14 protein-coding genes are annotated in these 12,162 nt (G+C 51.5%); 5 read left to right on the forward strand and 9 right to left on the reverse strand.

Annotated elements, in window-relative coordinates; all coding sequences use genetic code 11:
- Positions 1-5: 5 nt before the first annotated feature.
- Positions 6-1,511 carry a transcription termination factor NusA gene (gene nusA, locus FAH66_RS01425; protein ID WP_137040347.1) on the reverse strand — a complete coding sequence of 502 codons (1,506 nt, stop codon included), beginning with the start codon at positions 1,509-1,511 and terminating at the stop codon, positions 6-8.
- A gap of 28 nt (positions 1,512-1,539) precedes the next feature.
- The gene (gene rimP / locus FAH66_RS01430; protein ID WP_167480300.1) at positions 1,540-1,971 is read right to left on the reverse strand and encodes a ribosome maturation factor RimP; all 432 of its coding nucleotides are present in this window, start codon (positions 1,969-1,971) and stop codon (positions 1,540-1,542) included.
- A 343-nt stretch (positions 1,972-2,314) separates the two neighbouring features.
- Here rimP and serC point away from each other — a divergent pair, with 343 nt between their 5' ends.
- Complete coding sequence (gene serC / locus FAH66_RS01435) at positions 2,315-3,421, forward strand: phosphoserine transaminase (RefSeq protein ID WP_137040351.1); 1,107 nt, start codon at positions 2,315-2,317, stop codon at positions 3,419-3,421.
- A 63-nt stretch (positions 3,422-3,484) separates the two neighbouring features.
- Here the strand turns inward: serC and FAH66_RS01440 are convergent, their stop codons facing one another.
- The 3 genes from FAH66_RS01440 to rnhA form a co-directional block, all read right to left on the reverse strand.
- Positions 3,485-4,678, reverse strand: a complete 1,194-nt coding sequence (locus FAH66_RS01440) for an LD-carboxypeptidase (RefSeq protein WP_137040353.1) — start codon at positions 4,676-4,678, stop codon at positions 3,485-3,487.
- 73 nt (positions 4,679-4,751) lie between these two features.
- Positions 4,752-5,150, reverse strand: coding sequence for an HIT family protein (locus FAH66_RS01445; protein ID WP_003686086.1), 399 nt, complete (start codon positions 5,148-5,150; stop codon positions 4,752-4,754).
- A 248-nt stretch (positions 5,151-5,398) separates the two neighbouring features.
- A complete protein-coding gene (gene rnhA, locus FAH66_RS01455) occupies positions 5,399-5,836 on the reverse strand; it encodes a ribonuclease HI (RefSeq protein WP_137040355.1) in 438 nt (145 codons plus the stop codon).
- A gap of 119 nt (positions 5,837-5,955) precedes the next feature.
- Between rnhA and FAH66_RS01460 the strand changes: the two genes are divergently transcribed.
- Entirely contained in the window at positions 5,956-6,345 is a 390-nt protein-coding gene (locus tag FAH66_RS01460) for a PH domain-containing protein (RefSeq protein ID WP_049329817.1), read from the forward strand.
- A gap of 12 nt (positions 6,346-6,357) precedes the next feature.
- Complete coding sequence (gene tehB, locus FAH66_RS01465) at positions 6,358-7,227, forward strand: SAM-dependent methyltransferase TehB (protein ID WP_049330918.1); 870 nt, start codon at positions 6,358-6,360, stop codon at positions 7,225-7,227.
- Positions 7,228-7,283: 56 nt separating this feature from the next.
- On the opposite strand, the gene FAH66_RS01470 is transcribed toward tehB, so the two are convergent.
- Complete coding sequence (locus FAH66_RS01470) at positions 7,284-7,784, reverse strand: GNAT family N-acetyltransferase (RefSeq protein WP_137040357.1); 501 nt, start codon at positions 7,782-7,784, stop codon at positions 7,284-7,286.
- Between the two features lie 13 nt (positions 7,785-7,797).
- Positions 7,798-8,334 (reverse strand): isochorismatase family protein, encoded by a 537-nt coding sequence (locus tag FAH66_RS01475; protein WP_137040359.1) that lies wholly within the window; start codon positions 8,332-8,334, stop codon positions 7,798-7,800.
- Between the two features lie 153 nt (positions 8,335-8,487).
- On the opposite strand from FAH66_RS01475, the gene argS reads away from it, so the two are divergent.
- Positions 8,488-10,206 carry an arginine--tRNA ligase gene (argS, locus tag FAH66_RS01480; protein ID WP_137040361.1) on the forward strand — a complete coding sequence of 573 codons (1,719 nt, stop codon included), beginning with the start codon at positions 8,488-8,490 and terminating at the stop codon, positions 10,204-10,206.
- Positions 10,207-10,363: 157 nt separating this feature from the next.
- Here the strand turns inward: argS and FAH66_RS01485 are convergent, their stop codons facing one another.
- Together FAH66_RS01485 and FAH66_RS01490 are read right to left on the reverse strand one after the other, a co-directional pair.
- A complete protein-coding gene (locus FAH66_RS01485; RefSeq protein WP_137040363.1) occupies positions 10,364-10,720 on the reverse strand; it encodes a SpoIIAA family protein in 357 nt (118 codons plus the stop codon).
- A gap of 18 nt (positions 10,721-10,738) precedes the next feature.
- On the reverse strand, positions 10,739-11,629 hold the full coding sequence (locus FAH66_RS01490; RefSeq protein WP_137040365.1) for a DMT family transporter: 891 nt from the start codon (positions 11,627-11,629) through the stop codon (positions 10,739-10,741).
- Positions 11,630-11,803: 174 nt separating this feature from the next.
- On the opposite strand from FAH66_RS01490, the gene FAH66_RS01495 reads away from it, so the two are divergent.
- Positions 11,804-12,151: a cupin domain-containing protein gene (locus FAH66_RS01495; protein ID WP_003686176.1), complete on the forward strand. Its 348-nt coding sequence runs from the start codon at positions 11,804-11,806 to the stop codon at positions 12,149-12,151.
- The last annotated feature ends 11 nt before the right edge of the window (positions 12,152-12,162 follow it).

Raw genomic sequence — 12,162 nt, forward strand, 5'->3', positions numbered from 1 at the left:
CCCCCTTAGTTATTTTCTTCAGTAAACCAGTGTTCGCGTGCAGCCAAAATCACTTTTTTGGCTTCTTCTTCGTCAACACCGGTAATTTCGACCAATTCGTCAACAGACAATTCGGCCAGATCATCGCGTTGGGTTACGCCGGCTTCGGCAAGTTTGCGCAACATATCGGAATCTACGCCGTCCAAATTGCGCATGTCTTCAGACACTTCACCCAGTTTTTCTTCTGCGGCGATGGTAATGGTCAGGATCGCATCGCGTGCGCGGTTGCGCAGGGTTTCAACGATTTCTTCGTCAAAACCGTCAATCGAGAGCAATTCTGCCGCTGGAACGTAAGCAACTTCTTCCAATGTGGCAAAGCCTTCTTCCACCAAGATATCGGCAGTTTCGTCGTCGATGTTCAAGTGGGTGGTGAAGAGGTTGCGGATAACGGCATCTTCGGCGGCATTGCGCTCGTCGGCTTCTTCAATGGTCATGATGTTCAGCTGCCAGCCGGTCAGGATGGAAGCCAGGCGGACGTTTTGACCGCCGCGGCCGATGGCCAGCGCCAGTTGGTTTTCGTCAACGATCACGTCAACAGCGTGTTTGTCTTCGTCAATTACGATGCGGCTTACTTCGGCAGGAGACAGCGCATTCATCACGAATTGGGCAGGCTCAGGAGACCACAATACGATGTCGATGCGTTCGCCGGACAATTCGTTGCTCACGGCGTTAACACGGGAACCGCGCACGCCGATACAAGTACCTTGCGGGTCGATGCGTTGATCGTTGGCTTTAACGGCAACTTTGGCGCGTTGACCAGGGTCGCGTGCTACTTCGCGGATTTCCAATAGGCCGTCTGCAATTTCAGGCACTTCGTTGGCGTAGAGTTTGGCCAAGAAGTCGCCGCTGGTACGGCTCAAAATGACTTGTTTGCGACCTGTATTGCCGATTTCGTCCACACGCAGGAAGAGGGCGCGGATGCGGTCGCCGCTACGGAAGTTTTCACGCGGAATCATTTCTTCGCGCGGAATCAGTGCGTCGAGTTTGCCTGCGACGACTTCAACGATGATGCCGTGGCGCTCGACACGTTTTACCGTACCGGAAACGATGTCTTCTTTAGAAGCGAGGAACTCGTTCAGGTTTTGCTCGCGCTCCGCATCACGGATGCGTTGCAGGATGATTTGTTTGGCAGTTTGCGCGGCTTGGCGGCCGAAACCTTCGTTTGGCAGCTGCTCTTCGTAGTATTCGCCGATTTGGATGGTGGTGCCGGGAATTTCTTCTTGGATTTCCTCGATGGTTTTTTCTACGTCGGGGTAGGTGTAGTCTTCATCGGCAACAATCAGCCAACGGCGGAAGGTTTGGTATTCGCCGGTATCACGGTCGATTTCGACGCGCACGTCCATGTGCTCGCGGTCGGCTTTTTTCTTGGCAGCAGTAGAGAGGGCGAATTCAAGGGCTTTGAATACGACTTCCGTTTCAACGTTTTTTTCACTTGCCAGCGCTTCGGCCAGCTGTAACATTTCGCGACTCATTTTCTAGAATCTCCAAAGTAATCGGTTTTTAAAATTTAAATTCGGGGCGCAAACGGGCTTTGTCGATGTTGCTCAATTCGATTTGGGCAGTTTTGCCGTCGAAAGAGACGGTAACGATGTCGTTTTCGCAAGATTCGATGCGGCCGATGAAGTTTTTCTGACCATCAATCGGCAGGCGTGTTTTGATTTTGGCGTTCTGGCCGGCAAAGCGCACGAAGTCGGCGGCTTTTTTCAGCGGACGGTCAAGGCCCGGGCTGGAGATTTCCAAACGTTTGTAGTCGATGTCTTCAACCATAAACACGCGGCTCAGATGGTTGCTGACAGTGGCGCAGTCTTCGACGGTGATGCCGCCTTCTTTATCGATGAAAACGCGCAAATCGCCTTGTGCGGTCAGTTCGAAATCGACCAGCTCGTAGCCCAAGCCGGGCAGGGTTTTATCAAGAATGTTTTGAATATCCATGCTTCTCCAGAAGTACATAAACAAAAAAATGGCCGCGCGGCCATTTTTCGTGTGATTTGAAAAATTGGCCTATTATAACTGTTTTCAAGATAAAAGAAAAGCGTTGATTTGGCGTGGATTTTTTGAAGTGATTGCTTAAATGTAAAGGGTAGGGGTGAGGCCGTCTGAAAAGGAAATTGTTGACAAGTTTTTATGTGGTGTTTCTGAAATTGTTTTGGAAAACAAAGAATTGGTATTGCTTTGTTTTCAGACGGCCTTAGATTTCCTGATTTTTCGTGCTTGCACAATGCGCAAGGCGGTTCTACAATTTCTTCATACCCACCGAATAAGAAAGAAGGCCGCCATGTCCGCACACCCGATTTACAATTTTTCCGCAGGTCCTGCCGTATTGCCGGAAGCGGTATTGCGTACCGCGCAACAGGAAATGCTTGACTACAACGGTACGGGTTTTCCCGTGATGGCGATGAGCCACCGTTCGGATATGTTTTTGAGCATTCTGCATCATGCCGAACAAGACTTGCGCCAGCTTTTGAATATTCCGTCCAACTATAAAATCTTGTTTTTACAGGGCGGTGCGACCACGCAATTCAATATGGTGGCCATGAATTTGGCGCACGGTTTTGCGACTGCCGACGCGGTGGTAACGGGCAACTGGAGCCGTATTGCCTATGAACAGATGAGCCGTTTGAGCAATGCCGAAATCCGTTTGGCCGCGCATGGCGGCGAGCAATATGCCTATAAAAACCTGCCTGCGGTTGAGGATTGGGATGTCAACCCGAATTCCGCGTTTGTTCATTTTGCGATTAATGAAACCGTCAACGGCTTGCAGTATCAAAACGTCCCCAAACTTTCAGACGGCCTGCCGCCGCTGGTGTGCGATATGTCGAGCGAGATTTTGTCGCGTGAGTTTGATGTATCCGATTACGGCTTGATTTATGCCGGCGCGCAAAAAAATATCGGCCCTGCCGGTGCGACCGTGGTCATTATCCGCGAGGATTTGCTGGAGCGTTGTCCGAAAGATATTCCCGATGTGTTCAACTACCGTTCGCACATCAACCGCGACGGTATGTACAACACGCCTTCCACCTATGCGATTTATATGTCGGGTTTGGTGTTCCGCTGGCTGCAAACGCAGGGCGGTGTGAAAAAAATTGAAGCGGTCAATCGAATAAAGGCGCAAACCTTGTATGAGACGATAGACGGCAGCGGCGGTTTTTACATCAACGATATTCATCCTGATGCGCGCTCCAAAATGAACGTGGTCTTCAAAACCGCAAGCGAAGACTTGGACCGCCGCTTTGTGTTGGAAGCCGAGTTGCAGGGCTTGTGCCTGCTTAAAGGCTATAAAACCGTCGGCGGTATGCGTGCCAGCATTTACAATGCGATGCCGCTTGAAGGTGTGAACGCGTTGGCTGACTTTATGAAAGATTTCCAACGACGTTACGGTTAAGATGAAGATATAAAAAGGCCGTCTGAAACTGGGTTTCAGACGGCCTTTTGATTTGAACAAGCCTTATTCGGTGACTTCTTCAGTAATGCTGTCGCGGTAGATGGTGCTGTCGTAAGTCGGAACAGGAGGCGGCAGCAGGTTGTCGAGTGTCAGCGCGGACGGGTTCAGTGTCGGATAGCCGCTGAAGGTGACGGAATAACCGCCGTTGCCGGTACTGCGGACTTTGGCATGCGCGCCCAACGGGAAAGTGGTTTTGTTGGTAATGTGGCCGAATGGGAAACCGGTCAACACAGGAATCTTGGCAGTGCGCGAAATGTGGTTGACGACGGCGGAGAAGTCGTAGCTGGAGTCGTACACGTCGCGGATAGTACCCATGCGGAAATCGCCGAAGATGATGGCGCGTTGTTTTTGCAAAACACCTGACAGATAAAGCGTGTTGAGCATACGTTCGATGCGGTAGGGTTGCTCGCTGACGTCTTCGATAAAGAGGATGCCGCCTTGAATATCGGGCATGTAAGGCGTACCGGCGAGGGAGGCGAGAACGCTGAGGTTGCCGCCCCACAATGTGCCTTCGACGTTGACATCGGCGCGTTGGATGGTTGGGACATCAACGATATTGACGTTGTTGGTCGTGCCGCGGATGAAAGAATCCATGGTAAAGACGCTGGGGTCAGCTTTGCCAAATTCGCTGTACACCATCGGGCCTGCAAAGCTCATCATATTGCCTTTGGCCAACAGGGCGAGTTGGACGGCGCACACGTCGCTGAAACCGAAGAACAATGTACCGCGTTCGCGCATTCTGGCGCCGAGTGAGGCAAAGTCGATTTGCGGCAAGATGCGTGCCGCGCCGTAGCCGCCGCGCAGGCCCATCAAGACTTTAGGCGTTTCAACGCGGCCGCTGGCAACGTCTTGGAAGTCGGCGGCGCGTTGGGCGTCGCTGCCGGCAAAGCGTTGGTAACGGCGGCTGCCTGCCTGTTGGTTGGTCACGGTAAAGCCTGCGTTGTAGAGGCGGGTCAGGCCGGTGGTCACGCGGTTGGGGTCTTCGGCAAAGCCTGACGGCGCAACAACGCGCAGGAGGTTGTCGCCGGAACGTGGCGGATGAGGTTGCTTAGGTTGCACGGTTTGGGCTTTCGCGGTGGTAGATGTGGTTTTGGTTTGCGGCGTGGTGGTCGTACCTGTACCGCAGGCTTGCAACAATCCTGCGCCTGCCGCGGCAGAACAGGTACGCAGGAAATGGCGGCGCGTGGTGGAGTTCATTGAGGTTTTCCTTTCGTTATATGTTTAGACGGCCTGAACTTGGCGTGTCGGACCTTACAGGCCGTCTGAAAGTTTAAGCGATTAAGTTTTTAATTTGTTGTGGCCAGTTTTCGGGCAAGGCCATACCGTGTTCGCGGACGGGAGCGGCCCAAATCGGCGCGGGGAAGTTGGCATCGTTTTCAAAGCGGGCAATGACGTGCCAATGCAGGTGGGGCACAACATTGCCGAGGCTGGCCAAATTGATTTTGGCCGGGCGAAAGACTTGGCGCATTGCGGCTTCAACCTGATACACCATTTCCATGATTTCGTTGCGTTCGGCAGGGGAAAGGTCGGTCATCTCGGAAACATGGTCATTCCAAATAACGCGGCAGAATGCCGGTGCGCCGGCTTCGTTGTGAACGGCGATAACGCGCAGGTTTGGCGTTTGTAGCAAAATATCTTCGTTGTCGGCAGTGCAGATGGGGCAGGTCATGGGTTTTTCTTTCTCAGTCTGAATAGGAATCGGATGATTTCAATCAGGATTTTTAGAACGAGGTAAATAGCAGTCAGTGTGATGAATGTGAAAAACCACGGTTTGGGTATAAACCACCAAAATAAATAGGCGGGCGTGATTAAGTCGTCACATTCTTCGGCACTCTTAACGTGGTCACACAAATCAATGCAATGACGGCAATCCCAAACAACGGCTTGAGATGTCTGAGTGCAGTCATGGACGAAGTGTTATGCAAATTTTGCCGCCCCTTGATTGGCAAGCTCGTCAGCTTTTTCGTTTTCAGGGTGTCCGGCGTGGCCTTTTACCCATGTCCAGCGGACATCGTGTTGTTGAACCAAACTATCCAGCTCTTTCCATAAATCATCGTTTTTGACCGGTTTCTTGGCGGCGGTTTTCCAGCCGTTTTTTTTCCAACCGTGTATCCAGCTTTCCATGCCGTTTTTGACGTATTGCGAGTCGGTGCAGATGACGACTTGGCAGCGGCGTTTTAAGGATTTCAGTCCTTCGATGACGGCGGTCAGCTCCATGCGGTTGTTGGTGGTTTCGGCTTCGCCGCCGAACAATTCTTTTTCGTGTGAGCCGTAGCGCATAAATACACCCCAGCCGCCTGCGCCGGGGTTGCCTTTGCATGCGCCGTCGGTGTAGAGGTAAACGGGTTTATCCATGGGCATGTCTTTGTCGAATAAGGCGGTATCATAACATAAGGCCGTCTGAAATATCGGCAAATACGGTTTGCGCGTGTAAAATACCCTGCACTTATCACTCGTATAGAAAGCAGGCAGATATGGGATTGTTCAGCGGCCTTTTAGGCAATGCTTCGCAAAAAGACGCCGATGCGGTGGAACGCGATTTGGCGAATATCCTGATTGATGGCGAACAGGTAAAAATGGCATTCAGCCTGGTGCGCGATTTGATTGTGTTTACCGAATATCGGCTGGTGTTGGTGGACAAACAGGGTTTGACCGGCAAGAAAGTGTCTTACCGTTCGATTCCATACCGTTCCGTGTCGCGCTTTTCGGTGGAAACCTCGGGTCATTTCGATTTGGATGCCGAGCTGAAGATTTGGGTTTCTTCTAGTGAAGCGCCGACCGAAACCTTGCAGTTTAAAAGCGACAAGAGCGTGATTGCCATTCAGAAAGCCTTGGCAGAAGCTGTGTTGAAACCGTCAAAATAGAAAGGAAACATGATGAGCGAACAGCAAGAATTGTTTTGTTACAAACAGATGCCGGTGTGGACGGCGGACGAGATTCCCGAAGCCTTGTTGTCCAAACACAATACCGCCGCCGGTACTTGGGGCTGCCTCAATGTCCTCCAAGGCCGTCTGAACTTCAATGAAGTGGACGAGGCGGGCAATATTACGGCCACGCACGAGCTGACGCCTGAAAGCGATGATTGGATTATTCATCCGCAAGCATGGCACTTTATCGCGCCGCAAACGCAAGACACGGAAATTCAACTTTCGTTTTACTGCGAGGCGGCGGACTATTTCAATAAGAAATACGGCATGAGCGCGACACATTCGGCCGTCCGCGCCGCCGAAGGCATCGTGCCTGTCGGCAAGGTTTTGGATATGGGCTGCGGTCAGGGTCGAAACGCGCTGTATTTGGGTTTGAAAGGTTTTGACGTTACCGCTGTCGATAATAATCCGAACGCGGTTCAAAACGTGGAAGAGCTGGCGCGTATTGAAGAACTGAATGTCCGCGCGTTTGAATACGACCTTAACGCCGCCAATATTCAGGAAAACTTCGATTATATGGTGGCGACCGTGGTGTTTATGTTCCTGATGCCGCGTTACGTTCCTGATGTGATTGCCAATATGAAGGAACACACCAACCCCGGCGGCTACAACCTGATCGTGTCTGCGATGGATACGGAAGATTTCCCTTGCCCGATGCCGTTCCCGTTCAAGTTTGGCGAGGGCGAGCTGCGCGAATACTATAAGGATTGGGAGTTGGTGGAATACAAGGAAGAGCTGGGTTCGATGCACGCGAAAGACGAATTCGGCAATCCGATTCAGTTTAAATTCGTCACCATGCTGGCGAAGAAACCGGAATAAAGGTTTTGCCGTAAAAAGGCCGTCTGAATTCAGTTTTCAGACGGCCTTTGTCGTCATCAATCCACAATCCTTTTACCCAAAATCACAACGTCTGCCAACATGGTGTCCAAATCGCAGACTTGCGGCAGCCGCCCCCACTCTTCAAATCCGAAACGGTGAAACAGGTTCAGGCTCGGATAGTTGTGGCCGAACACAAGCGCGATGACGTTGTGGATGTCTAAGGACGGTGCGCGTTCGAGCATGTGCCGCAACAGGATTTTGCCCACGCCTGCACCGCGCATATCGTGGCGGACATAAATGCTGACTTCTGCGCTGATGTGGTAGGCGTAGCGCGGATGGTAGTCGCTGAAACTGCCCCAGGCCAATACGGTGCCGTCGGCATCGTAAAGGGCGTAGATCGGGCGTTTGTCCGTGTGCGCGGCAAACCATATTTCGCGTTCGGCAACCGTGGTCGGCGACAAATCGGCGGTGGATTGGCGCGTGGCCACGGTGCTGTTGTAAATATCGACGATGGCGGGCAAGTCTTGCCGCAGGGCAGGGCGGATGGTGTATTGCATTTCAGACGGCCTGTTATTGAATCAGTTTGGAGATAGTCTTAAAGGCCGGACGTTTGGCATCGCCGAGTAGTTGGAACAAAATACTTTCAACATTTGAAATGATAATGCCCTGACGGCTCAGTTGCGCCAAACCATTGTCGCGGTTGGCCGTTGTGCGCGAGGCGGTGCATTCAAAAGGCAGGGATACGGCGTAACCTTGCGCCTTCAAATCCAAGGCCGTCTGAAGCATACAGATATGTGCTTCCGCACCCACCAAAATAACGTTTTTGATGTCGTTTTTGCGTAATATTTCCTGAATTTCAGGTAAAAACGCCGAAAATCGGGTTTTCTCGACAACAGGCGTGCCTTCGGGTAACAGCAGCGATACGGCAGATACGGTGTTGCCCAAACCTTTCGGATATTGTTCGGTTACGGCAAAGGGTACGTCCAAAGCCGTTAAACCTTGAATCAGCAGGCGGCAGCGTTCCAACATTTCGTCCGTGCCGGAAAGGGCGGGCAGCAGGCGTTCTTGAATATCGACAATCAGACAAAGCGTATTTTTTGGGTTCATGGCTTTTCCTTTCAGACGGCCTTTACAGCAAAATCGTTGAATCAGAATGCAATCATATAACAAGCCGCTGGAAAAGTATTGCAGCTTGCCCTGTTTTAAAGCCCGAAATTCTTTTAAAATACCGCCTGATTTGAATTGATAGAGACCGACAACATGAATTTATACCAAACCGTCGAACGTGAAGCCCAAGCAGCCTTTGCCGCTGCCGGCTTGTCCGACAGCCCCGTCGTATTGCAGGCGGCGAAAAATCCCGACTTCGGCGATTTCCAAATCAACGGCGTGATGGGTGCGGCGAAAAAAGCCAAACAAAATCCGCGCGAGTTGGCGCAAAAAGTGGCCGAAGCATTGGCTGACAACGCCGTGATTGAAAGCGCAGAAGTAGCCGGCCCGGGCTTTATCAACCTGCGCCTACGTCCCGAATTTCTCGCCCAAAACATTCAGACGGCCTTGAACGACGCGCGTTTCGGCGTAGCAAAAACCGATAAACCGCAAACCGTCGTTATCGACTATTCTTCGCCTAATCTGGCCAAAGAAATGCACGTCGGCCATCTGCGTTCCAGCATCATCGGCGACAGCATTTCGCGCGTATTGGAATTTATGGGCAACACCGTTATCCGCCAAAACCACGTCGGCGACTGGGGTACACAGTTCGGCATGTTGGTCGCTTATTTGGTTGAGCAGCAAAAAGACAACGCTGCGTTTGAGTTGGCGGATTTGGAGCAGTTTTACCGCGCTGCCAAAGTGCGCTTTGACGAAGACCCTTCCTTTGCCGACACCGCACGCGAATACGTTGTGAAACTGCAAGGCGGCGATGAAACCGTATTGGCATTGTGGAAACAGTTTGTCGATATTTCACTCTCGCACGCCCAAGCCGTTTATGACACGCTGGGCTTGAAACTGCGTCCTGAAGATGTGGCGGGCGAATCCAAATACAACGACGATTTGCAGCCCGTGGTCGATGATTTGGTTCAAAAAGGTCTGGCGGTCGAAGACGACGGCGCGAAAGTTGTGTTCTTGGACGAGTTTAAAAATAAAGAAGGCGAACCCGCCGCATTTATCGTGCAAAAACAAGGCGGCGGCTTCCTCTACGCCTCCACCGATTTGGCATGCCTGCGCTACCGCATAGGTCGTCTGAAAGCCGACCGCCTGCTGTACGTCGTCGACCACCGCCAAGCCCTGCACTTCGAACAACTTTTCACCACTTCCCGCAAAGCAGGCTATCTGCCGGAAGATGCAAAAGCCGAGTTTATCGGCTTCGGCACCATGATGGGCAAAGACGGCAAACCGTTCAAAACGCGCAGCGGCGATACTGTAAAACTGGTTGACCTGCTGACCGAAGCTGTCGAGCGCGCCACCGCTTTGGTGAAAGAAAAAAATCCCGAATTGGGCGCGGACGAAGCCGCTAAAATCGGCAAAACCGTCGGCATCGGCGCGGTCAAATACGCCGACTTGAGCAAAAACCGCACCAGCGATTATGTGTTCGACTGGGACGCCATGCTCTCATTTGAAGGCAACACCGCCCCCTACCTGCAATACGCCTACACCCGCGTGCAAAGCGTATTCCGCAAAGCCGGCGAATGGGACGCAACCGCGCCAACCGTTTTAACCGAACCGTTGGAAAAACAGCTTGCCGCCGAGCTGCTGAAATTTGAAGACGTACTGCAAAGCGTGGCGGACACGGCGTATCCGCACTACCTCGCCGCCTACCTCTACCAAACCGCCACCCTGTTCAGCCGCTTCTACGAAGCCTGCCCGATTCTGAAATCAGACGGCGCAACCCGCAACAGCCGCCTGCAACTGGCGAAGCTGACCGGCGACACGCTGAAACAAGGCTTGGAATTGTTGGGCATTGATGTATTGGATGTGATGTAAGTTTTTGAATAAAAATGATGAAAGGCCGTCTGAAACTTTGCGGGTTGCAAAGTTTCAGACGGCCTTTTTGATGCTTTGAAAAATATTGTGATACCGTTGATTTTGAGCCTAAGCGGTTTTGAATTTGCTCAGGTAATGCGTTCAGACGGCCTTGTCTTTATTTCAAATTGCTTGCCAATAACCAAGCCTGTGCTTCGGCAGCGTCGCTGAAATATTTGGGATGTTGGTTGGTCAAGAGGCTGGACAGGCGCGCACCGAGTTTGATCCAAATGTCGTCGGTAATGACGGCAACGCGGCCGAAGTCGGTTTCGTGTTGGTTGAGAAATTTGATTTGCTCGACCGCCATATCGATGGTGAAGTCTTTCAGCATGGACAAGTCCAACAGGATGTCGGGCAGATGGACTTTTTGTTTCGCAGTCAACAAGGCTTCTTCCAATTGGCGGAAATCGTCCAAAGTGAACTCGTTGTACAGCGCTACGTTTAAGCCGTAAGATTGTTCGCGGATGGAAATCATGGTGTTCTCCTTGTTAAATTATTGCTTCATCAGAAATTTTTTGATTGAGGCCGGAGTAAAACTGCTGAACACGCCGCCTGCAACAATGATAACCATGCCGGCGGCTTCCTGCCAAGTGATTTTATCGCCGAAAAGCAGTACGCCGGACAGGGCGGAGAAAACGACGGTCAGGTAGGAAAGCGAGGCAACGGTAAATTTCTTGCCAACCTTATAGGCGCGGGTCATGGCCAGTTGGGCAATCATGGCGGAGATGCCGATGCCGGCCAGATAGGGCAGGGAAGATACGGTCAGCGGATGCCAGCCGGTAAAGCAGCTCCAAATGGCGGACATAATCAGGCCGGTAAGCGACAGATAAAACACCACGCGCCAGCCCGGTTCGCCCAAAAGCGAGAGTTCGCGCACCTGCAAATATGCCCAGCCTGACATGGCGCCGCCTGCCAAACTGATCAGCGCGGCAAATTCCTGCCCGCCTTGAAAAGATGGGTTGAGCAACAGGATAACGCCGATGAAGCCCATAACCAAAATGGCTTGGGTATAAAGCGTAATACGTTCTTTTAGAATGAAAAATGAAAAGATGGCAAGCCAGATGGAGGAGGTGTAGTTGAGCGTGACGCCTGTTGCCAGCGGCAGATGTATGACGGAATAAAGCGTGCACATCATGGCAAGCGTGCCGATGACGCTGCGGTTGAGATGGGTTTTCCAATGCGGCGTGGAAAATGTGTTGCCTTGCACTTTGGCCATGATGCCTAAGAACAGGGTGGAGACCAGCATGCGCCAAAAGACCAGCTCGCCGCTGGAAAAGCCGAAATGTGTAGAGGCGGCTTTGACGGAGAGGTTCATGACGGTAAAGCTGAGCGCGGCAATAACCACCCATGCCGAGCCGAGCGGATCTTTTCTGATGGTTTCCATTTGATGGGTATGTAAAGCGATTTTATTAATAAGAAAATATTATACAGGTCAATCAGGCCGTCTGAAAAATATCGTTGGGTTTCAGACGGCCTTTTTATTAGAAAATAAGAATTATTATTGAGTAATGAGGTGGGTTTTTATAGAATGGAAGCCCTATTTTAAGAAAGGCTTGCCATGAAAGTATCTAATATTTCTGCTGTATTGCTGTCTGCTTTGTTTTCCGTTGCCGTTTCTGCCGCGCCTTTGGGAGAGGTTTCTTCCGAAAACGGTAAAATTTTCAGCGGCGAAAATTACATGGTTGTTAAGAAAGACATGAAGAAAGGGGAGCAGATTAAGCCGCACGATCATCCGGGTTTTAAAACGCTGATTTTTGCCGTTGGAAAAGGAAGCTTTGACGTAACGTTGAATCAGACTGAAAAACATACGGTCGGCGCAGGATCGGTGTTGAGGTTTGGCGGCGATGCAGTGATTGAGGCAGTTGCAACCGAAGATGCGGATGTGGCAATTACGTTGATTAAGTAAACCGATAGATG

The organism is Neisseria subflava, assembly GCF_005221305.1.
Classification (GTDB): Bacteria; Pseudomonadota; Gammaproteobacteria; order Burkholderiales; family Neisseriaceae; genus Neisseria; species Neisseria subflava.

Bases quoted from the DNA above. Each gene is read 5' to 3' on its own strand.
- nusA (WP_137040347.1), bottom strand. From the start codon at position 1,511: ATGAGTCGCGAAATGTTACAGCTGGCCGAAGCGCTGGCAAGTGAAAAA.
- rimP (WP_167480300.1), bottom strand. From the start codon at position 1,971: ATGGATATTCAAAACATTCTTGATAAAACCCTGCCCGGCTTGGGCTAC.
- serC (WP_137040351.1), top strand. From the start codon at position 2,315: ATGTCCGCACACCCGATTTACAATTTTTCCGCAGGTCCTGCCGTATTG.
- FAH66_RS01440 (WP_137040353.1), bottom strand. From the start codon at position 4,678: ATGAACTCCACCACGCGCCGCCATTTCCTGCGTACCTGTTCTGCCGCG.
- FAH66_RS01445 (WP_003686086.1), bottom strand. From the start codon at position 5,150: ATGACCTGCCCCATCTGCACTGCCGACAACGAAGATATTTTGCTACAA.
- rnhA (WP_137040355.1), bottom strand. From the start codon at position 5,836: ATGGATAAACCCGTTTACCTCTACACCGACGGCGCATGCAAAGGCAAC.
- FAH66_RS01460 (WP_049329817.1), top strand. From the start codon at position 5,956: ATGGGATTGTTCAGCGGCCTTTTAGGCAATGCTTCGCAAAAAGACGCC.
- tehB (WP_049330918.1), top strand. From the start codon at position 6,358: ATGAGCGAACAGCAAGAATTGTTTTGTTACAAACAGATGCCGGTGTGG.
- FAH66_RS01470 (WP_137040357.1), bottom strand. From the start codon at position 7,784: ATGCAATACACCATCCGCCCTGCCCTGCGGCAAGACTTGCCCGCCATC.
- FAH66_RS01475 (WP_137040359.1), bottom strand. From the start codon at position 8,334: ATGAACCCAAAAAATACGCTTTGTCTGATTGTCGATATTCAAGAACGC.
- argS (WP_137040361.1), top strand. From the start codon at position 8,488: ATGAATTTATACCAAACCGTCGAACGTGAAGCCCAAGCAGCCTTTGCC.
- FAH66_RS01485 (WP_137040363.1), bottom strand. From the start codon at position 10,720: ATGATTTCCATCCGCGAACAATCTTACGGCTTAAACGTAGCGCTGTAC.
- FAH66_RS01490 (WP_137040365.1), bottom strand. From the start codon at position 11,629: ATGGAAACCATCAGAAAAGATCCGCTCGGCTCGGCATGGGTGGTTATT.
- FAH66_RS01495 (WP_003686176.1), top strand. From the start codon at position 11,804: ATGAAAGTATCTAATATTTCTGCTGTATTGCTGTCTGCTTTGTTTTCC.